17 protein-coding genes are annotated in these 20,070 nt (G+C 60.5%); all 17 read left to right on the plus strand.

Annotation, left to right across the window (positions count from 1 at the left end; all coding sequences use genetic code 11):
- The first annotated feature begins 116 nt into the window (after nt 1-116).
- The gene (gene purB / locus C5F71_RS00870; protein WP_029293372.1) at nt 117-1,487 is read left to right on the plus strand and encodes an adenylosuccinate lyase; all 1,371 of its coding nucleotides are present in this window, start codon (nt 117-119) and stop codon (nt 1,485-1,487) included.
- 84 nt (nt 1,488-1,571) lie between these two features.
- The gene (locus tag C5F71_RS00875; RefSeq protein WP_029293370.1) at nt 1,572-2,741 is read left to right on the plus strand and encodes a cupin domain-containing protein; all 1,170 of its coding nucleotides are present in this window, start codon (nt 1,572-1,574) and stop codon (nt 2,739-2,741) included.
- Nucleotides 2,734-3,156: a GNAT family N-acetyltransferase gene (locus tag C5F71_RS00880; protein WP_104910386.1), complete on the plus strand. Its 423-nt coding sequence runs from the start codon at nt 2,734-2,736 to the stop codon at nt 3,154-3,156. Before C5F71_RS00875 ends, C5F71_RS00880 begins: the two co-directional genes overlap by 8 nt.
- Before the next feature lie 228 nt (nt 3,157-3,384).
- On the plus strand, nt 3,385-4,110 hold the full coding sequence (locus C5F71_RS00885; protein WP_029293366.1) for a secretin N-terminal domain-containing protein: 726 nt from the start codon (nt 3,385-3,387) through the stop codon (nt 4,108-4,110).
- Nucleotides 4,111-4,618: 508 nt separating this feature from the next.
- Nucleotides 4,619-5,944 (plus strand): isocitrate lyase, encoded by a 1,326-nt coding sequence (aceA, locus tag C5F71_RS00895; protein ID WP_003219577.1) that lies wholly within the window; start codon nt 4,619-4,621, stop codon nt 5,942-5,944.
- Between the two features lie 657 nt (nt 5,945-6,601).
- Nucleotides 6,602-7,015: an NADH-quinone oxidoreductase subunit A gene (locus C5F71_RS00900; RefSeq protein WP_003219575.1), complete on the plus strand. Its 414-nt coding sequence runs from the start codon at nt 6,602-6,604 to the stop codon at nt 7,013-7,015.
- Between the two features lie 10 nt (nt 7,016-7,025).
- Nucleotides 7,026-7,700 (plus strand): NADH-quinone oxidoreductase subunit B family protein, encoded by a 675-nt coding sequence (locus C5F71_RS00905; RefSeq protein ID WP_012724951.1) that lies wholly within the window; start codon nt 7,026-7,028, stop codon nt 7,698-7,700.
- Between the two features lie 72 nt (nt 7,701-7,772).
- On the plus strand, nt 7,773-9,557 hold the full coding sequence (gene nuoC / locus C5F71_RS00910) for an NADH-quinone oxidoreductase subunit C/D (protein WP_029293360.1): 1,785 nt from the start codon (nt 7,773-7,775) through the stop codon (nt 9,555-9,557).
- A gap of 2 nt (nt 9,558-9,559) precedes the next feature.
- Nucleotides 9,560-10,057 (plus strand): NADH-quinone oxidoreductase subunit NuoE, encoded by a 498-nt coding sequence (gene nuoE, locus C5F71_RS00915; protein ID WP_029293358.1) that lies wholly within the window; start codon nt 9,560-9,562, stop codon nt 10,055-10,057.
- Complete coding sequence (gene nuoF, locus C5F71_RS00920) at nt 10,054-11,409, plus strand: NADH-quinone oxidoreductase subunit NuoF (protein ID WP_029293356.1); 1,356 nt, start codon at nt 10,054-10,056, stop codon at nt 11,407-11,409. The genes nuoE and nuoF overlap by 4 nt, the downstream gene beginning before the upstream one ends.
- A gap of 135 nt (nt 11,410-11,544) precedes the next feature.
- Nucleotides 11,545-14,259: an NADH-quinone oxidoreductase subunit NuoG gene (gene nuoG, locus C5F71_RS00925; RefSeq protein ID WP_104910387.1), complete on the plus strand. Its 2,715-nt coding sequence runs from the start codon at nt 11,545-11,547 to the stop codon at nt 14,257-14,259.
- Nucleotides 14,256-15,263, plus strand: coding sequence for an NADH-quinone oxidoreductase subunit NuoH (gene nuoH / locus C5F71_RS00930; RefSeq protein WP_017737147.1), 1,008 nt, complete (start codon nt 14,256-14,258; stop codon nt 15,261-15,263). Before nuoG ends, nuoH begins: the two co-directional genes overlap by 4 nt.
- 11 nt (nt 15,264-15,274) lie before the next feature.
- Entirely contained in the window at nt 15,275-15,823 is a 549-nt protein-coding gene (gene nuoI, locus C5F71_RS00935; protein ID WP_104910388.1) for an NADH-quinone oxidoreductase subunit NuoI, read from the plus strand.
- A gap of 9 nt (nt 15,824-15,832) precedes the next feature.
- Nucleotides 15,833-16,336 carry an NADH-quinone oxidoreductase subunit J gene (nuoJ, locus tag C5F71_RS00940; RefSeq protein ID WP_017476146.1) on the plus strand — a complete coding sequence of 168 codons (504 nt, stop codon included), beginning with the start codon at nt 15,833-15,835 and terminating at the stop codon, nt 16,334-16,336.
- Between the two features lie 2 nt (nt 16,337-16,338).
- Complete coding sequence (nuoK, locus tag C5F71_RS00945; RefSeq protein ID WP_003174727.1) at nt 16,339-16,647, plus strand: NADH-quinone oxidoreductase subunit NuoK; 309 nt, start codon at nt 16,339-16,341, stop codon at nt 16,645-16,647.
- On the plus strand, nt 16,644-18,497 hold the full coding sequence (gene nuoL / locus C5F71_RS00950) for an NADH-quinone oxidoreductase subunit L (protein ID WP_029293339.1): 1,854 nt from the start codon (nt 16,644-16,646) through the stop codon (nt 18,495-18,497). Before nuoK ends, nuoL begins: the two co-directional genes overlap by 4 nt.
- Nucleotides 18,498-18,536: 39 nt before the next feature.
- The gene (nuoM, locus tag C5F71_RS00955) at nt 18,537-20,069 is read left to right on the plus strand and encodes an NADH-quinone oxidoreductase subunit M (RefSeq protein WP_029293337.1); all 1,533 of its coding nucleotides are present in this window, start codon (nt 18,537-18,539) and stop codon (nt 20,067-20,069) included.
- The last annotated feature ends 1 nt before the right edge of the window (nt 20,070 follow it).

Raw genomic sequence — 20,070 nt, forward strand, 5'->3', positions numbered from 1 at the left:
ACGGGCTATTTTCAAGCCGTTACGCGTAATACGCCGGTCAGTTGGCGACGGACCGGCGGATTTTTTCATGTATGATACGCGCCCCATTTCGTTGCCCGACTGTCCGAGAACACCCCATGCAGCTCTCTTCGCTCACTGCGGTTTCCCCTGTTGACGGCCGCTACGCCGGCAAAACCCAGGCCCTGCGCCCTATTTTCAGCGAATACGGCTTGATCCGTGCTCGTGTACTGGTTGAAGTGCGCTGGCTCCAGCGCCTGGCCGCTCACCCTGCCATCAGCGAAGTGCCGGCGTTCTCCGCCGAGGCTAACGCTGTACTGAACACCCTGGCGGAAAACTTCTCCCTGGAGCACGCCGAGCGTGTGAAAGAGATCGAGCGCACCACCAACCACGACGTCAAAGCCATCGAATACCTGCTCAAAGAGCAAGCGGCCAAACTGCCGGAACTGGCCCAGGTCAGCGAATTCATCCACTTTGCCTGCACCAGCGAGGACATCAACAACCTGTCCCACGCCCTGATGCTGCGCGAAGGCCGTGATGACGTGATGCTGCCGTTGATGCGCCAGACCGCCAATGCCATCCGCGAACTGGCCATCCGCTTCGCCGACGTGCCGATGCTGTCGCGCACCCACGGCCAACCGGCTTCGCCGACCACCCTGGGCAAAGAACTGGCCAACGTGGTGTACCGCCTGGAGCGTCAGATCGCTCAAGTGGCCGCCGTGCCATTGCTGGGCAAGATCAACGGTGCCGTGGGCAACTACAACGCCCACCTGTCGGCCTACCCTGAGATCGACTGGGAAGCCAATGCCCGCGCCTTCATCGAAGACGAGCTGGGCCTGGGCTTCAACCCGTACACCACGCAGATCGAACCCCACGACTACATCGCCGAGCTGTTCGACGCCATTGCGCGCTTCAACACCATCCTGATCGACTTCGATCGCGATATCTGGGGCTACATCTCCCTGGGCTACTTCAAGCAGCGCACCATCGCTGGCGAAATCGGCTCCTCGACCATGCCGCACAAGGTCAACCCGATCGACTTCGAAAACTCCGAAGGCAACCTGGGCATCGCCAACGCCTTGTTCCAGCACCTGGCCAGCAAGTTGCCGATCTCCCGCTGGCAGCGCGACCTGACCGACTCCACCGTATTGCGCAACCTCGGCGTGGGCTTTGCCCATAGCGTGATCGCGTACGAAGCCAGCCTCAAAGGCATCAGCAAACTGGAACTCAACGCGCAGAAAATCGCCGCTGACCTGGACGCTTGCTGGGAAGTCCTGGCCGAGCCGATCCAGACCGTAATGCGCCGCTACAACATCGAAAACCCGTACGAAAAGCTGAAAGAGTTGACACGCGGCAAGGGCATCAGCCCCGAGGCGCTGCAAACTTTCATCGACGGCCTGGACATGCCAGCCGCGGCCAAGGCCGAGCTGAAACTGCTGACCCCGGCCAACTACATCGGCAACGCTGTAGACCAAGCCAAACGCATCTGATTGCAGCTTGACCCCTTGAGACGCCCGGCAGCGCCGGGCGTTTTTATTCCCGTCTGAAAAGTGCTTTTTTTCAATAGGTTACACATGAATCCTGATATTCCTCTTCAACTTCTAGGCGGCATCACTGCACGGGAATTCCTGCGCGACTACTGGCAGAAAAAACCGCTGCTGATCCGCCAGGCCATTCCTGATTTCGAAAGCCCGATCGATGCCGACGAACTGGCCGGCCTGGCGCTGGAAGAAGAAGTCGAGTCGCGCCTGGTGATCGAGCACGGCGAGCGCCCTTGGGAGCTGCGTCGCGGCCCGTTTGCCGAAGACGCCTTCAGCACCCTGCCCGAGCGCGAGTGGACCCTGCTGGTGCAGGCGGTCGACCAGTTTGTACCGGAAGTGGCCGAGTTGCTGGAGCAGTTCCGCTTCCTGCCAAGCTGGCGCATCGACGACGTGATGATCAGCTTTGCCGCCCCCGGTGGCAGCGTCGGTCCACATTTCGATAACTACGACGTGTTCCTGCTGCAAGCCCAGGGCAAGCGCAACTGGAAAATTGGCCAGATGTGCAGCTCGGAAAGCCCGCTGCTGCAGCACGCCGACCTGCGCATCCTCGCCGAATTCGAAGAGAGCGCCGAATGGGTGCTGGAACCGGGCGACATGCTTTACCTGCCGCCGCGCCTGGCGCACTTCGGCATCGCTGAAGATGACTGCATGACCTACTCGGTAGGTTTCCGCGCGCCAAGCGCCGCCGAAGTGCTGACCCACTTCACCGACTTCCTCAGCCAGTACCTGACCGATGAAGAGCGCTACACCGACGCTGACGCCCAGCCCGTCAGCGATCCGCACCAGATCCAGAGCGACGCCCTCGACCGCCTGAAAAGTCTGCTGGCCGAGCACATGAGCGACGAGCGCATGCTGCTGACCTGGTTCGGCCAATTCATGACCGAGCCACGCTACCCGGAACTGGTCGCAGGCCCCGAAGAGCTGGCGCAGGATGAAGTGATCAGCAGCCTGGAAGACGGCGCAGTACTGATCCGCAACCCAAGCGCGCGCCTGGCCTGGTCGGAAGTGGACGACGACGTATTGCTGTTCGCCAGCGGCCAGAGCCGTTACCTGCCAGGCAAACTGCGCGAACTGCTGAAGTTGATCTGCGCGGCCGACGCCCTGCATGTCGACAACCTGGGTCCATGGCTGGCTGATGAAGACGGCCGCGACCTGCTGTGCGAACTGGTCAAGCAAGGAAGCCTGGGGTTTGCCGATGAATAAAATTCACGTAAGTGTCGCAGACTGGCAAAAGGATATCGCCGAGATCCGGCGCATTCGTGAAGCGGTATTTATCGCTGAGCAATCGGTTCCACCTGAGCTGGAGTGGGACGCAGACGACGCTGGAGCCATGCACTTCCTCGCGTTCGAAGGCGACTTTCCCATTGGTACTGCACGCCTGCTGCCCAGCGGCGAGATCGGTCGCGTGTCGGTCCTCAAGGACTGGCGCGGGCTGAAGGTTGGCGACAAGCTGATGGAAGCGGTGATTGGCGAGGCCGAGAAACGCGGCCAGACCCGGCAGTTCCTCAGCGCGCAGGTGTATGCCGCACCGTTCTATGAGCGGCTAGGGTTCAAGATTGTCAGCGGGGAATTCCTGGAAGTCGGGATTCCTCATGTTGATATGGAGCGCGAGGACTGATCCGAGCCCGAGTCGTTCCCATCGCAGGCAAGCCAGCTCCCACACTTGGAATGTAGGCCCCTGTGGGTGCTGGCGAGCGAGCCTGGTATTGCAAGCCCGCTCGCCACAACAAGCCAGCTCCCTACTACATGCTGGCCCACTCCATACTCGCTCACCACAACAATCTGCTGCCAGCCAGGACGATAAACTGGCACCATCAAGCCCAAATGACTCGCAGAGATAACGGACATGTCCCTACGCACCCTGCTCACCGCCCTACTGCTATCTGCCAGCTTCACGGCGATGGCAGCCACTGAAGTCCTACCCTTGAGCAACCGCACCAGCGCCGACCTGCTGCCGGTCGCACAGAATTTCATTGGCAAGGATGGCACGGTCAGCGCCTATGGCAATCAACTGATCGTCAATGCCGAGCCGGACAAGATCCAGGGCCTGCGCGCCCTGCTCGCACAACTGGACACGCCGTCCAAGCGCTTGCTGATCACCGTCGACACCAACGAAAACAATCAGCAGAGCAACGGCCAGGTCATCACCTACAGCACCGAAAGCCGAGAGGGTGGAATCCAGCAGATCCAGGCCAGCGAAGGCGTGCCCGCGCTGATCCAGGTCGGTCAGAGCGTGCCACTGACCACCACCCAGCCCGATACCTATGGCCGCCCGCAAAACCAGACTCAGTACCGCAACGTCACCCAAGGTTTCTACGTCACCGCCAGCGTCACCGGCGAGACCGTACACCTGAGCATCAGCACCAATCGTGACCGCATGAGCCAGGAGCGTCCCGATGTAGTGAATGTGCAAAGTACCGACACAACTGTCAGCGGGCGCCTGGGCGAATGGATCACCCTGGCCGGTATCAATCGCCAGACCCAGGCCGACAAACAGGGCGCGACCCGCACCTACTCGACCCAGGGCCGGGATGACCTGACACTGCGGGTCAAAGTGGACACTTTGAACTGAAGCACCAAAAACTGACTGATTAGTCGTATTAGACCAAAGATGTAGTGCTATAAAAAAAGCACTACAAAACATTTGACGATCCAAAAAAGCATGGGCATGATGGCCTCGCTCCCGCTAATCAGGGGCCCTGGCAAGGGCCTTCGGATCGTCGCTCTAAGCTACCCACCTGAGCCGATTCGTGTCTGTACCGCCCACAAGGTGTGTTTGACGAGGTTGCGACTGGAACGAAGTTGTCCCGAGGGACGGAAGCTAACCAGGTAACCCGGCAACACACTGATGGATCGTACCAAGGCCCACGACGCCCGAAGACTGTTCTCGGTTCGCCTCTACCTGCTCACTTTCTCCCTTGAGCCTATCGTTCATCCCGTCGCCCTCCCCGCCAAGCCCACTTTGACCGCCTAAGCTTCTGGTCAGCGAGCAGCCAATCCCACGCACTGAATACGTGGCTGGCAAACGGAATTTTCAACCCAGTAGTTTTTCCACAAAAGACGCGACGAGGTTTTTCCCCATGGCACTGACACGCGAACAGCAAATTGCAGCCCTTGAAAAAGACTGGGCTGAAAACCCACGCTGGAAAGGCGTGACTCGCGCTTACTCCGCTGCTGACGTCGTCCGCCTGCGCGGCTCGGTTCAACCTGAGCACACCTTCGCAAAACTGGGCGCCGAGAAGCTGTGGAAGCTGGTTACCCAGGGCGCCAAGCCGTCCTTCCGTCCCGAGAAAGATTTCGTCAACTGCATGGGCGCCCTGACCGGCGGCCAGGCTGTGCAACAAGTCAAGGCCGGCATCCAGGCGATCTACCTGTCCGGCTGGCAAGTGGCCGCGGACAACAACTCCGCCGAGTCCATGTACCCTGACCAATCGCTATACCCGGTGGATTCCGTGCCAACCGTGGTCAAGCGCATCAACAACTCGTTCCGCCGCGCCGACCAGATCCAATGGAAAGCCGGTAAAGGTCCGGGCGACGAAGGCTACATCGACTACTTCGCGCCAATCGTGGCTGACGCCGAAGCCGGTTTCGGTGGCGTACTGAACGCCTACGAGCTGATGAAGAGCATGATCGAGGCAGGCGCCGCCGGCGTGCACTTCGAAGACCAACTGGCTTCCGTGAAAAAATGCGGCCACATGGGCGGCAAGGTACTGGTTCCGACCCAGGAAGCCGTACAGAAGCTGACCGCTGCTCGCCTGGCTGCTGACGTTGCCGGCACCCCGACCATCATCCTGGCACGTACCGACGCTAACGCGGCAGACCTGCTGACGTCGGACTGCGACCCGTACGACCAGCCGTTCGTGACTGGCGAGCGCACCCAGGAAGGCTTCTACAAGGTTCGTGCAGGCCTGGATCAAGCAATTGCCCGCGGCCTGGCCTACGCGCCGTATGCCGACCTGATCTGGTGCGAAACCGCCAAGCCAGACCTGGACGAAGCCCGTCGCTTCGCCGAGGCGATCAAGAAGGAATACCCGGACCAACTGCTGTCCTACAACTGCTCGCCTTCCTTCAACTGGAAGAAAAACCTGGACGACGCGACCATCGCCAAGTTCCAGCGCGAACTGTCCGCCATGGGCTACAAGCACCAGTTCATCACCCTGGCCGGCATTCACAACATGTGGCACAGCATGTTCAACCTGGCGCACGACTACGCCCGCAACGACATGACTGCCTACGTGAAGCTGCAGGAGCAGGAATTCGCTGACGCCGCCAAAGGCTACACCTTCGTGGCGCACCAGCAGGAAGTGGGCACTGGCTACTTCGACGACATGACCACCGTGATCCAGGGCGGCACCTCGTCCGTAACCGCGCTGACCGGTTCGACCGAAGAAGAACAGTTTCACTAAGTAGCTGAGTACACGGCCATTGCGGGCCCGATAGAAAGCTAACCGCAGTGCCGCACGATCTGACGCCCCGACTGGTTCGGGGCGTTTTTTTTGTCCCGAAAAAACCCTCCCACCCCTGCGAAGATCAAAATGTGGGAGCGGGCTTGCTCGCGAAAGCGGCGTGTCAGTCAAAAAACTGCTGGCTGATGCACCGCTTTCGCGAGCAAGCCCGCTCCCACAATAAAAATGCGGCCAGCCTGACGTTTTTGCGCAAAACCTTGATCCAGAGCGGTATTCGCCCAGGAAAATTCAGTTAAAAGTTGTGCGCTGACAACTTGCGCCTAACGGGCAAGTAACAACAACTTTTCCCGCGACGCACTCAACACCCGCTTAAAACTCCCGCAAACAATATTCATTATCATTTAGAGCATTAAAACTTCGTTACACCCTAAACAAAACACAATTGATTAAAATCAAGCTAATGCCCGCAGCGTCTGGGCTACAGCCCCATAAAGGTGCACTATGTCCTTAATTCAGCGAATAAATTAGCTACAGGAATTTTACTTGCTAGGTGTTTAGCCATAAAATCACCGCGATTGATTGCGCTGCGACATATCGTCACTGCGTCGTTACTTTTTCGAGCTCAGAGACCTTTGCTCTCTGTTAAGGATTTCCAGCATGACCGAAGCGACAGGACTCATGGCCCACAACTGGGGCTTTGCCATTTTCCTCCTCGGTGTTGTCGGCCTTTGCGCCTTCATGCTCGGTGTTTCCAGCCTCCTCGGGTCAAAAGCCTGGGGCCGCAGCAAAAACGAACCGTTCGAGTCCGGCATGCTACCTACAGGTGGCGCCCGCTTGCGGCTCTCAGCCAAATTCTATCTGGTCGCGATGCTGTTCGTGATCTTCGATATCGAAGCCCTCTTTCTCTTTGCCTGGTCTGTGTCCGTCCGCGAAAGCGGCTGGACCGGATTCGTCGAAGCTCTCGTTTTCATAGCAATTCTGTTGGCAGGTCTTGTCTACCTGTTCCGAGTGGGCGCCCTTGACTGGGCTCCGGAAGCTCGTCGCAAGCGGCAAGCGAAGCTGAAACAATGAGGCTTTGGCGATGCAATACAATCTCACCAGGATCGACCCGGATGCTCCTAACGATCAGTACCCCATCGGCGAACGGGAAACCGTCTCCGATCCGTTAGAAGATCAAGTCCACAAAAACATCTACATGGGCAAGCTGGAAGACGTGCTGAGTGGCGCGGTCAACTGGGGGCGCAAGAATTCCCTGTGGCCGTACAACTTCGGCCTTTCGTGCTGCTACGTGGAAATGACCACCGCCTTCACGGCGCCCCATGACATCGCGCGCTTTGGCGCCGAAGTTATCCGGGCATCGCCGCGCCAGGCGGATTTCATGGTTATCGCCGGTACCTGCTTTATCAAGATGGCGCCGATCATCCAGCGTCTCTACGAGCAAATGCTCGAGCCAAAGTGGGTTATCTCCATGGGTTCGTGCGCCAACTCCGGTGGCATGTACGACATCTACTCCGTGGTTCAGGGGGTGGACAAGTTCCTGCCCGTGGACGTCTACGTGCCTGGCTGCCCGCCCCGCCCTGAAGCATTCCTGCAAGGCTTGATGTTGCTGCAGGAATCGATTGGCAAGGAGCGTCGCCCACTTTCCTGGGTCGTCGGAGATCAAGGCGTGTACCGCGCCGAGATGCCGTCACAAAAGGAACAGCGCCGCGAACAGCGAATCGCAGTCACCAACCTGCGCAGCCCCGACGAAGTCTGATCCAGCACCGCTTCTTTTATAGAACGAAAACCTGGCTTCATTCTTTACGTTGACCGAAAGCGATAAAAAACCATGACTACAGGCAGTGCTCTGTACATCCCGCCTTATAAGGCAGACGACCAGGATGTGGTCGTCGAACTCAACAACCGTTTTGGCCCTGACGCCTTCACCGCCCAGGCCACACGCACCGGTATGCCAGTGCTGTGGGTGGCGCGCGCCAAACTCGTCGAAGTCCTGACCTTCCTGCGCAACCTGCCCAAGCCGTACGTCATGCTCTATGACCTGCATGGCGTGGACGAGCGCCTGCGCACCAAGCGCCAGGGGCTGCCGAGCGGCGCGGACTTCACCGTGTTCTATCACCTGATGTCGCTGGAACGTAACAGCGACGTGATGATCAAGGTCGCACTAAACGAAAGCGACTTGAGCATCCCGACCGTGACCGGTATCTGGCCGAACGCCAGCTGGTACGAGCGTGAAGTCTGGGACATGTTCGGTATCGACTTCCCGGGCCACCCGCACCTGACCCGCATCATGATGCCGCCGACCTGGGAAGGTCACCCGCTGCGCAAGGACTTCCCGGCCCGCGCCACTGAATTCGATCCGTTCAGTCTCAACCTCGCCAAGCAGCAGCTTGAAGAGGAAGCCGCACGTTTCCGCCCGGAAGACTGGGGCATGAAGCGCTCCGGCACCAACGAGGACTACATGTTCCTCAACCTGGGCCCGAACCACCCTTCGGCCCACGGCGCATTCCGTATCATCCTGCAGCTGGACGGCGAAGAAATCGTCGACTGCGTGCCCGACATCGGCTACCACCACCGTGGTGCCGAGAAGATGGCCGAGCGCCAGTCGTGGCACAGCTTCATCCCGTACACCGACCGTATCGACTACCTCGGCGGCGTGATGAACAACCTGCCGTACGTGCTCTCGGTCGAGAAGCTGGCCGGCATCAAGGTCCCGGACCGGGTCGACACCATCCGCATCATGATGGCCGAGTTCTTCCGGATCACCAGCCACCTGCTGTTCCTGGGTACCTATATCCAGGACGTCGGCGCCATGACCCCGGTGTTCTTCACCTTCACCGACCGTCAGCGCGCCTACAAGGTCATCGAAGCCATCACGGGCTTCCGCCTGCACCCGGCCTGGTACCGCATCGGCGGTGTGGCCCACGACCTGCCGAATGGCTGGGAGCGCCTGGTCAAGGAATTCATCGACTGGATGCCCAAGCGTCTGGACGAGTACCAGAAAGCCGCCCTGGACAACAGCATCCTCAAGGGTCGGACCATCGGCGTCGCGCAGTACAACACCAAGGAAGCCCTGGAATGGGGCGTCACCGGTGCGGGCTTGCGTTCGACCGGTTGCGATTTCGACCTGCGCAAGGCGCGCCCGTACTCCGGCTACGAGAACTTCGAGTTCGAAGTCCCGCTGGCGGCCAACGGCGATGCCTACGACCGCTGCATCGTGCGCGTCGAAGAAATGCGCCAGAGCCTGAAGATCATCGAGCAGTGCATGCGCAACATGCCGGCAGGCCCGTACAAGGCGGATCACCCGCTGACCACGCCGCCGCCTAAAGAGCGCACCCTGCAACACATCGAAACCCTGATCACGCACTTCCTGCAAGTCTCGTGGGGCCCGGTGATGCCGGCCAACGAGTCCTTCCAGATGATCGAAGCGACCAAGGGTATCAACAGTTATTACCTGACGAGCGATGGCGGCACCATGAGCTACCGCACCCGGATTCGTACCCCAAGCTTCGCGCACTTGCAGCAGATCCCTTCGGTGATCAAAGGCGAGATGGTCGCGGACTTGATTGCGTACCTGGGTAGTATCGATTTCGTTATGGCCGACGTGGACCGCTAAGCATGAACAGCACGCTTATCCAGACAGACCGTTTCACCTTGAGTGAAACCGAGCGCTCGGCCATCGAGCACGAGCTGCATCACTACGAAGATCCGCGCGCAGCGTCGATCGAAGCCTTGAAGATCGTCCAGAAGGAACGTGGCTGGGTGCCCGACGGCGCCCTCTACGCCATCGGCGAGATCCTCGGCATCCCGGCCAGCGACGTTGAAGGCGTGGCCACGTTCTACAGCCAGATCTTCCGCCAGCCGGTTGGCCGCCACATCATCCGCGTGTGCGACAGCATGGTCTGCTACATCGGCGGCCACGAGTCGGTGGTTGACGCGATCCAGAGCAAGCTGGGCATCGGCCTCGGCCAAACCACTGCAGACGGGCGTTTCACCCTGCTGCCGGTGTGCTGCCTGGGTAACTGCGACAAGGCGCCGGCGTTGATGATCGACGACGACACATTCGGCGACGTCCAGGCCTCTGGCGTCACCCAATTGCTCGAGGGCTACCCATGACCCTGACTTCCTTTGGCCCGGCCAACCTGATCAAGCGTTCGGCCGAAACCCACCCGCTGACCTGGCGCCTGCGTGACGACGGCGAGCCTGTATGGCTTGACGAGTATCAGGCCAAGAACGGCTATGCCGCAGCGCGCAAGGCTTTTGCCGACATGGCCCAGGACGATATCGTCCAGACCGTGAAGGACGCCGGCCTTAAAGGTCGCGGCGGTGCTGGCTTCCCCACGGGTGTGAAGTGGGGCCTGATGCCCAAAGACGAATCCATCAACATCCGCTACTTGCTGTGCAACGCGGATGAAATGGAGCCCAACACCTGGAAGGACCGCATGCTGATGGAGCAACTGCCCCATCTGCTGATCGAAGGCATGCTGATCAGCGCCCGTGCGCTGAAAACCTACCGTGGCTACATCTTCCTGCGTGGCGAATACACCACTGCCGCCAAGCACCTGAACCGTGCCGTGGAAGAAGCCAAGGCCGCAGGCCTGTTGGGTAAGAACATCCTCGGTTCGGGGTTCGACTTCGAACTGTTCGTGCACACCGGCGCCGGGCGTTATATCTGCGGTGAAGAAACCGCCCTGATCAACTCCCTCGAAGGCCGCCGCGCCAACCCGCGCTCCAAGCCGCCCTTCCCCGCGGCTGTTGGCGTGTGGGGCAAGCCGACGTGCGTTAACAACGTCGAGACCCTGTGCAACGTGCCGGCGATCATCGCCGACGGCGTGGACTGGTATAAATCCCTGGCCCGCGAAGGCAGCGAAGACATGGGCACCAAGCTCATGGGCTTCTCCGGCAAGGTCAAGAACCCGGGCCTGTGGGAACTGCCATTCGGCGTGACCGCCCGCGAGCTGTTCGAGGACTACGCCGGCGGCATGCGCGACGGCTACACCCTGAAAGCCTGGCAGCCAGGCGGCGCCGGTACCGGCTTCCTGCTCCCTGAGCACCTCGACGCACAAATGTATGCCGGCGGCATCGGCAAGGTGGGCACCCGGATGGGTACCGGCCTGGCGATGGCGGTGGACAACACCGTGAACATGGTCTCGCTGCTGCGCAACATGGAGCAGTTCTTCGCCCGTGAATCCTGTGGTTTCTGCACTCCGTGCCGCGATGGCCTGCCATGGAGCGTCAAGCTCCTGATGGCCATCGAGAAAGGCGAAGGCCAGCCGGGGGATATCGAAACCCTGCTGGGCCTGGTCGGTTTCCTCGGCCCTGGCAAGACCTTCTGTGCTCACGCACCGGGCGCCGTGGAGCCACTGGGCAGCGCAATCAAGTACTTCCGCTCGGAGTTCGAAGCCGGCATCGCGCCCAAAAGCGCCGCCGTCCCGCCTCTGGCAAAGCCGATCGTAGTCGGCGCGTAACGCTTCAATAAGCGAAGGGTCCGTGCCCTTTGCTTTGTCATGTGCTGACGCCTTGATGGCTGTGTTGATGCACATGAATAACAAGATTCCATTAGCCACGCCCGCTGACAACGGGCCAACGAAGAACTTTGAACCATGGCCACTATCCACGTAGACGGCAAAGCGCTCGAAGTCGATGGGGCAGACAACCTGTTACAGGCGTGTCTGTCACTAGGCCTCGACATCCCTTATTTCTGCTGGCACCCCGCGCTCGGTAGCGTCGGTGCCTGTCGCCAGTGTGCGGTCAAGCAGTACACCGACGAAAACGACACCCGTGGTCGTATCGTCATGTCCTGCATGACCCCAGCCACCGACAACACCTGGATCTCCATCGAAGATGAAGAATCCAAGGCGTTCCGCGCCAGCGTTGTCGAATGGCTGATGACCAACCACCCCCACGACTGCCCGGTCTGTGAGGAAGGCGGTCACTGCCACCTGCAAGACATGACGGTGATGACCGGCCACAACGAGCGCCGTTACCGCTTCACCAAGCGTACCCACCAGAACCAGGAACTGGGCCCGTTCATTTCCCATGAAATGAACCGCTGCATCGCCTGCTACCGCTGCGTACGCTTCTATAAAGACTACGCCGGCGGCACCGACCTGGGCGTCTTTGGTGCCCACGACAACGTGTACTTCGGTCGCGTTGAAGACGGCGTGCTCGAAAGCGAGTTCTCCGGCAACCTCACCGAGGTCTGCCCGACCGGTGTGTTCACCGACAAGACTCACTCCGAGCGCTACAACCGCAAGTGGGACATGCAGTTCGCCCCGAGCATCTGCCATGGCTGCTCCAGCGGTTGCAACATTTCCCCGGGCGAGCGCTACGGTGAACTGCGTCGCATCGAAAACCGCTTCAACGGTTCGGTCAACCAGTACTTCCTGTGCGACCGTGGCCGTTTCGGCTATGGCTACGTCAACCGCGAAGACCGTCCGCGCCAACCGTTGCTGGCCGATGGCGCCAAGCTGAGCCTGGACGACGCACTGGATAAAGCCGCCGACCTGCTGCGCGGCCGTAACATCGTCGGTATCGGTTCGCCACGCGCCAGCCTCGAAAGCAACTACGCGTTGCGCGAGCTGGTCGGTGCCGAGCACTTCTACAGTGGTATCGAAGCCGCTGAGCTGGAGCGCATCCGCCTGGTCCTCCAGGTGCTGAACGATAGCCCGCTGCCAGTGCCAAACATGCGCGACATCGAAGACCACGACGCAATCTTCGTACTCGGTGAAGACCTGACCCAGACCGCTGCGCGTATCGCGCTGTCCCTGCGCCAGTCGGTCAAAGGCAAGGCCGAAGAAATGGCCGACGCCATGCGCGTGCAGCCTTGGCTCGACGCTGCGGTGAAAAACATCGGCCAGCACGCGCTGAATCCGCTGTTTATCGCCAGCATCGCTGAAACCAAGCTCGACGATATCGCCGAAGAGTGCGTGCACGCGGCACCAGACGACCTGGCACGCATCGGTTTCGCCGTGGCCCACGCCCTCGACGCCAGCGCCCCTGCCGTCGAAGGCCTGGACGCAGAAGCCGTGGCCCTGGCCCAGCGCATCGCCGACGCCCTGCTGGCGGCCAAGCGCCCATTGATCATTGCCGGTACCTCCCTGGGTTCCAAGGCACTGATCGAAGCCGCCGCCAACATCGCCAATGCCCTGAAGCTGCGGGACAAGAACGGCTCCATCAGCCTGGTTGTACCGGAAGCCAACAGCCTTGGCCTGGCCATGCTCGGCGGCGAGTCCGTGGATGCAGCCCTGCAAGCGGTGATCGACGGCAATGCCGACGCCATCGTGGTGCTGGAAAACGACCTGTACACCCGCACCGATGCCGCCAAGGTTGACGCTGCACTGGACGCTGCCAAAGTCCTGATCGTCGCCGATCACCAGAAGACCGCTACCAGCGACCGTGCCCACCTGGTGCTGCCAGCCGCTACCTTCGCTGAAGGCGACGGTACCCTGGTCAGCCAGGAAGGCCGCGCCCAGCGCTTCTTCCAGGTGTTCGATCCGAAGTACATGGACGCCAGCATCCTGGTTCACGAAGGCTGGCGCTGGCTGCATGCCCTGCGCGCAACCCTGCTGAACCAGCCGATCGACTGGACCCAGCTCGACCACGTCACCGCTGCCGTCGCCTCCAGCGCACCGCAACTGGCGCGTATCGTCGATGCCGCACCGTCCGCCGCGTTCCGCATCAAGGGCATGAAACTGGCCCGTGAGCCGCTGCGTTACTCCGGGCGTACCGCCATGCGCGCTGACATCAGCGTGCACGAACCGCGTACCCCGCAAGACAACGACACCGCGTTTGCCTTCTCCATGGAAGGTTACTCGGGTTCGGTCGAGCCACGTCAGCAGGTGCCTTTCGCCTGGTCGCCGGGCTGGAACTCGCCGCAGGCCTGGAACAAGTTCCAGGACGAAGTCGGTGGTCATATCCGCGCTGGCGACCCGGGCACCCGCCTGATCGAAAGCACAGGCGACTCGCTGAACTGGTTCGCGGCCGTACCGCGTCCGTTCAACCCGGCCCAGGGCACCTGGCAGGTTGTGCCGTTTTTCCACCTGTTCGGCAGCGAAGAGAACTCTTCCAAGGCCGCGCCGGTGCAAGAGCGCATCCCGGCTGCCTACGTGGCGCTGGCCAAGTCCGAAGCCGACCGCCTGGGCGTCAACGACGGTGCCCTGCTCAGCTTGAACGTAGGCGGCCAGACCCTGCGCCTGCCGCTGCGCATCAACGATGAGTTGGGTGCTGGCCTGGTTGGCCTGCCAAAAGGTATCGCTGGCATTCCGCCTGCGATCTTCGGCCACACCGTTGACGGTCTGCAGGAGGCAGCGCAATGACTTGGTTCACTCCTGAAGTGATCGACGTGATCATCTCGGTGGTCAAGGCCATCGTGATCCTGCTGGCAGTGGTCGTCGCGGGCGCCCTGCTCAGCTTCGTCGAACGTCGCTTGCTGGGCTGGTGGCAGGACCGTTACGGTCCGAACCGCGTTGGCCCGTTCGGCATGTTCCAGATCGCTGCCGACATGCTGAAAATGTTCTTCAAGGAAGACTGGACCCCGCCGTTTGCCGACAAGGTGATCTTCACCCTGGCACCGGTCGTGGCCATGAGCGCCTTGCTGATCGCCTTCGCGATCATCCCGATCACCCCGACCTGGGGCGTGGCGGACCTGAACATCGGCTTGCTGTTCTTCTTCGCCATGGCCGGCCTGTCGGTCTACGCGGTGCTGTTCGCCGGTTGGGCCAGTAACAACAAGTTTGCCCTGTTGGGCAGCTTGCGGGCCTCGGCCCAGACTGTGTCCTACGAAGTGTTCATGGGCCTGGCGCTGATGGGCATCGTGGTGCAGGTTGGCTCGTTCAACATGCGCGACATCGTTGAGTACCAGGCGCAGAACCTGTGGTTCATCATTCCGCAGTTCTTTGGCTTCTGTACCTTCTTCATCGCTGGCGTGGCCGTGACTCACCGTCACCCCTTCGACCAGCCGGAAGCAGAACAGGAACTGGCCGACGGTTACCACATTGAATACGCCGGCATGAAATGGGGCATGTTCTTCGTCGGTGAGTACATCGGCATCATCTTGATCTCGGCCCTGCTGGTCACGCTGTTCTTCGGCGGCTGGCACGGTCCGTTCGGCATCCTGCCGCAGTTGGCGTTCTTCTGGTTCTTCCTCAAGACCGCGTTCTTCATCATGTTGTTTATCCTGCTGCGCGCTTCCATTCCGCGTCCACGATACGACCAGGTGATGGATTTCAGCTGGCGCTTCTGCCTGCCGCTGACCCTGATCAATTTGCTGGTGACTGCTGCCGTTGTGTTGTTGAACACGCCAGCGGGCGCGGTTCAGTGAGGATTTGACCCATGTTCAAATATATTGGCGACATCGTTAAGGGTACCGGTACCCAGTTGCTAAGCCTGGTGATGGTTTTCGGCCATGGCTTTCGCAAACGCGACACCCTGCAATACCCGGAAGAAGCGGTGTACCTGCCGCCGCGCTATCGCGGCCGTATCGTGCTGACCCGCGACCCCGACGGCGAAGAGCGTTGCGTGGCCTGCAACCTGTGCGCCGTGGCGTGCCCGGTGGGCTGTATCTCCCTGCAGAAAGCTGAAACCGAAGACGGTCGCTGGTACCCGGACTTCTTCCGCATCAACTTCTCGCGCTGCATTTTCTGCGGCCTGTGCGAGGAAGCTTGCCCGACCACCGCGATCCAGTTGACACCGGATTTCGAGATGGCCGAGTTCAAACGTCAGGACCTGGTGTACGAGAAAGAAGATCTGCTGATCTCCGGTCCCGGTAAAAACCCTGATTACAACTTCTATCGTGTTGCAGGTATGGCCGTTGCCGGTAAGCCCAAGGGCGCCGCACAAAACGAAGCCGAGCCGATCAACGTGAAGAGCTTGCTGCCTTAAGGAAGAAAGATGGAATTCGCTTTCTATTTCGCATCGGGTATTGCAGTGGTGTCCACGCTTCGCGTGATCACCAACACCAACCCCGTGCACGCCCTGCTCTACCTGATCATTTCGCTGATCGCCGTGGCCATGACCTTTTTCAGCCTCGGCGCACCGTTTGCCGGTGTCCTGGAAGTGATCGCCTACGCTGGCGCCATCATGGTGCTGTTCGTGTTTGTGGTGATGATGCTCAACCTGGGGCCGGCTTCGGTCGCCCAGGAGCGCGTCTGGCTCAAGCCCGGCATCTGGCTTGGCCCGGTGATCCTGGCAGCCCTGCTGCTGGCTGAACTGCTGTATGTGCTGTTCGCTCACCAGAGCGGCCAGGCCATCGGCCACACCACCGTAGACGCCAAGGCCGTGGGCATCAGCCTGTTCGGCCCGTACCTGCTGGTGGTCGAACTGGCTTCGATGCTGCTGCTCGCTGCAGCCATCACTGCCTTCCACTTGGGCCGCAACGAAGCCAAGGAGCAATGACGATGCCTGCTATCCCTTTGGAGCATGGTCTGGCGGTCGCCGGCATCCTGTTCTGCCTTGGCCTGGTCGGCCTGATGGTTCGCCGTAACATCCTGTTCGTGTTGATGAGCCTGGAAATCATGATGAACGCTGCAGCACTGGCCTTCATCGTGGCAGGTGCGCGTTGGGGCCAGCCGGATGGACAAGTCATGTTCATCCTGGTGATCAGCCTGGCAGCCGCCGAGGCCAGTATTGGCCTGGCGATCCTGCTGCAACTGTATCGTCGCTTCCACACGCTTGATATCGACGCTGCCAGTGAGATGCGCGGATGAACATGATCTTTCTGACTTTCGTATTCCCCCTGATCGGTTTCCTGCTGCTGTCGTTCTCCCGTGGACGCTGGTCGGAAAACCTCTCGGCCCTGGTCGGCGTGGGTTCCATTGGCTTGTCGGCGATTGTCGCCGCCTACGTCATCTGGCAATTCAACGTTGCACCACCCGAAGCCGGTCACTACACCCTGGTGCTGTGGCAATGGATGGCGGTCGAGGGCTTCAAGCCTGACTTCGCCCTGTACGTCGACGGCCTGTCGATCACCATGCTCGGCGTGGTGGTAGGCGTGGGTTTCCTGATCCACCTGTTCGCGTCCTGGTACATGCGCGGTGAGGCCGGTTACTCGCGCTTCTTCGCCTACACCAACCTGTTTATCGCCAGCATGCTGTTCCTGGTGCTGGGCGATAACCTGTTGTTCCTGTACTTCGGCTGGGAAGGCGTGGGCCTGTGCTCGTACCTGTTGATCGGTTTCTACTACAGCAACCGCAACAACGGTAATGCGGCACTCAAAGCCTTTGTCGTGACCCGGATCGGCGACGTGTTCATGGCCATCGGCCTGTTCATCCTGTTCCAACAGGTGGGCACGCTGAATATCCAGGAACTGCTGGTGCTGGCACCACAGAAATTCCAGGTCGGCGACTTCTGGATCACCCTGGCGACCCTGATGCTGCTAGGTGGCGCTGTGGGTAAATCGGCACAACTGCCACTGCAAACCTGGCTGGCAGACGCCATGGCCGGTCCTACCCCGGTGTCGGCACTGATCCACGCCGCCACCATGGTGACCGCCGGTGTCTACCTGATCGCCCGTACCCACGGCCTGTTCACCCTGGCGCCAGAGATTCTGCACCTGGTGGGCCTGGTAGGTGGCGTGACCCTGGTACTGGCCGGCTTCGCCGCGCTGGTGCAGACCGACATCAAGCGCATCCTCGCCTACTCGACCATGAGCCAGATCGGCTACATGTTCCTGGCCCTGGGCGTCGGCGCCTGGGACGGCGCGATCTTCCACCTGATGACCCACGCCTTCTTCAAGGCCCTGCTGTTCCTGGCTTCCGGTGCGGTGATCGTTGCCTGCCACCACGAGCAGAACATCTTCAAGATGGGTGGCCTGTGGAAGAAACTGCCGTTGGCCTACGCCAGCTTCATCGTCGGTGGTGCCGCACTCGCAGCCCTGCCACTGGTGACCGCAGGTTTCTACTCCAAAGACGAAATCCTCTGGGAAGCCTTTGCCAGCGGTAACCAAGGCCTGCTGTACGCCGGTCTGGTGGGTGCGTTCATGACCTCGCTGTACACCTTCCGCCTGATCTTCATCACCTTCCACGGTGAAGCCAAGACTGAAGCCCACGCAGGCCACGGCATCTCCCACTGGCTGCCGCTGTCGGTGCTGATCATCCTGTCGACCTTCGTCGGCGCCATGATCACCCCGCCACTGGCTGGCGTACTGCCACAAAGCGTTGGACATGCTGGCGGTGACGCCAAGCACAGCCTGGAAATCGCCTCGGGCGCCATCGCCATCGCCGGTATCCTGCTGGCGGCCATGCTGTTCCTCGGCAAGCGTCGCTTCGTCACTGCCGTGGCCAACAGTGGCATTGGCCGCTTCCTTTCGGCCTGGTGGTTCGCCGCCTGGGGCTTCGACTGGATCTACGACAAACTGTTCGTCAAGCCTTACCTTGCGATCAGCCATGTACTGCGCAAAGACCCGCTCGACCAGACCATTGGTTTGATCCCGCGTGCTGCCAAGGCCGGTCACACCGCCCTGAGCCGCACCGAGACCGGCCAATTGCGTTGGTATGCGGCTTCCATGGCGGCTGGTGCCGTGCTGGTGATCGGCGCCATCGTAGTGGTAGCGGTCTGATATGAACTTTGCGAACTTGCGAAAGGAAACGAGCCCGTCATGATTCTGCCCTGGCTAATCCTGATCCCCTTTATCGGCGGCCTGCTCTGCTGGATGGGTGAACGCTTCGGCGCCACCCTGCCCCGCTGGATTGCGTTGCTGACCATGTCCCTGGAACTCGCACTCGGCCTCTGGCTGTGGGCCCATGGCGACTATTCATTTGCTCCGGCACCGGGTGTCGATCCAACCTTCGCGCTTGAGTTCAAGCACGTCTGGATCGAACGCTTCGGCATCAACGTGCACCTGGCCCTCGACGGCCTGTCGCTGTTGATGATCCTGCTGACCGGCCTGCTGGGTATCCTCTCGGTACTCTGCTCCTGGAAAGAAATCGAGCGTCACGTGGGCTTCTTCCACCTGAACCTGATGTGGATCCTGGGCGGCGTGGTCGGCGTATTCCTCGCCCTCGACCTGTTCATGTTCTTCTTCTTCTGGGAAATGATGCTGGTGCCGATGTACTTCCTCATCGCGCTCTGGGGTCACAGTTCTTCGGACGGCAAGAAAACCCGGATCTACGCGGCGACCAAGTTCTTCATCTTCACCCAGGCTTCCGGCCTGATCATGTTGGTGGCGATCCTGGGCCTGGTACTGGTCAACTTCAACAACACCGGCGTGATTACCTTCAACTACGCCGACCTGTTGAAAACCAAGATGTCGATGACCACCGAGTACATCCTCATGCTCGGGTTCTTCATCGCCTTCGCGGTGAAGCTGCCGGTGGTGCCGTTCCACTCCTGGCTGCCTGACGCTCACGCCCAGGCGCCAACCGCAGGTTCCGTGGACCTGGCCGGTATCCTGTTGAAGACGGCGGCCTACGGCCTGCTGCGTTTCGCCCTGCCGCTGTTCCCGAATGCTTCGGCCGAGTTTGCGCCGATCGCCATGACCCTGGGTCTGATAGGGATCTTCTACGGTGCATTCCTGGCCTTCGCGCAAACCGACATCAAGCGTCTGATTGCCTTCTCGTCCGTTTCCCACATGGGTTTCGTACTGATCGGCATCTACTCCGGCAGCCAGCTGGCGTTGCAAGGCGCAGTGATCCAGATGTTGGCCCACGGTGTTTCAGCCGCCGCACTGTTTATCCTCAGTGGCCAGTTGTACGAGCGCCTGCACACCCGTGACATGCGTGAGATGGGCGGCATCTGGTCGCGTATCGCGTACCTGCCGGCGATCAGCCTGTTCTTTGCCGCCGCGTCCCTGGGCTTGCCGGGTACGGGTAACTTTGTCGGTGAGTTCCTGATCCTGATGGGCAGCTTCGTCAGTGCGCCATGGATCACCGCGATTGCTACTTCCGGCCTGGTGTTCGGTTCGGTCTACTCGCTGATCATGATCCACCGCGCCTACTTCGGCCCGACCAAGTCGGACGCCGTCCTCAAAGGGATGGATGCTCGCGAACTGATCATGGTGCTCGGCCTTGCGGTACTGCTGGTGTACATCGGCGTGTATCCGCAACCGTTCCTCGACACCTCTGCCGCCACGATGCATGGCGTGCAGCAGTGGTTGAGCACCGCCTTCACTCAACTCGCTTCGGCCCGGTAAG

The sequence above is a fragment of the Pseudomonas sp. LG1D9 genome (assembly GCF_002949995.1).
Taxonomy (GTDB): Bacteria; Pseudomonadota; Gammaproteobacteria; order Pseudomonadales; family Pseudomonadaceae; genus Aquipseudomonas; species Aquipseudomonas proteolytica.

Excerpts from the sequence above, each read along its gene's own strand:
- purB (WP_029293372.1), top strand. The coding sequence starts at position 117 with ATGCAGCTCTCTTCGCTCACTGCGGTTTCCCCTGTTGACGGCCGCTAC.
- C5F71_RS00875 (WP_029293370.1), top strand. The coding sequence starts at position 1,572 with ATGAATCCTGATATTCCTCTTCAACTTCTAGGCGGCATCACTGCACGG.
- C5F71_RS00880 (WP_104910386.1), top strand. The coding sequence starts at position 2,734 with ATGAATAAAATTCACGTAAGTGTCGCAGACTGGCAAAAGGATATCGCC.
- C5F71_RS00885 (WP_029293366.1), top strand. The coding sequence starts at position 3,385 with ATGTCCCTACGCACCCTGCTCACCGCCCTACTGCTATCTGCCAGCTTC.
- aceA (WP_003219577.1), top strand. The coding sequence starts at position 4,619 with ATGGCACTGACACGCGAACAGCAAATTGCAGCCCTTGAAAAAGACTGG.
- C5F71_RS00900 (WP_003219575.1), top strand. The coding sequence starts at position 6,602 with ATGACCGAAGCGACAGGACTCATGGCCCACAACTGGGGCTTTGCCATT.
- C5F71_RS00905 (WP_012724951.1), top strand. The coding sequence starts at position 7,026 with ATGCAATACAATCTCACCAGGATCGACCCGGATGCTCCTAACGATCAG.
- nuoC (WP_029293360.1), top strand. The coding sequence starts at position 7,773 with ATGACTACAGGCAGTGCTCTGTACATCCCGCCTTATAAGGCAGACGAC.
- nuoE (WP_029293358.1), top strand. The coding sequence starts at position 9,560 with ATGAACAGCACGCTTATCCAGACAGACCGTTTCACCTTGAGTGAAACC.
- nuoF (WP_029293356.1), top strand. The coding sequence starts at position 10,054 with ATGACCCTGACTTCCTTTGGCCCGGCCAACCTGATCAAGCGTTCGGCC.
- nuoG (WP_104910387.1), top strand. The coding sequence starts at position 11,545 with ATGGCCACTATCCACGTAGACGGCAAAGCGCTCGAAGTCGATGGGGCA.
- nuoH (WP_017737147.1), top strand. The coding sequence starts at position 14,256 with ATGACTTGGTTCACTCCTGAAGTGATCGACGTGATCATCTCGGTGGTC.
- nuoI (WP_104910388.1), top strand. The coding sequence starts at position 15,275 with ATGTTCAAATATATTGGCGACATCGTTAAGGGTACCGGTACCCAGTTG.
- nuoJ (WP_017476146.1), top strand. The coding sequence starts at position 15,833 with ATGGAATTCGCTTTCTATTTCGCATCGGGTATTGCAGTGGTGTCCACG.
- nuoK (WP_003174727.1), top strand. The coding sequence starts at position 16,339 with ATGCCTGCTATCCCTTTGGAGCATGGTCTGGCGGTCGCCGGCATCCTG.
- nuoL (WP_029293339.1), top strand. The coding sequence starts at position 16,644 with ATGAACATGATCTTTCTGACTTTCGTATTCCCCCTGATCGGTTTCCTG.
- nuoM (WP_029293337.1), top strand. The coding sequence starts at position 18,537 with ATGATTCTGCCCTGGCTAATCCTGATCCCCTTTATCGGCGGCCTGCTC.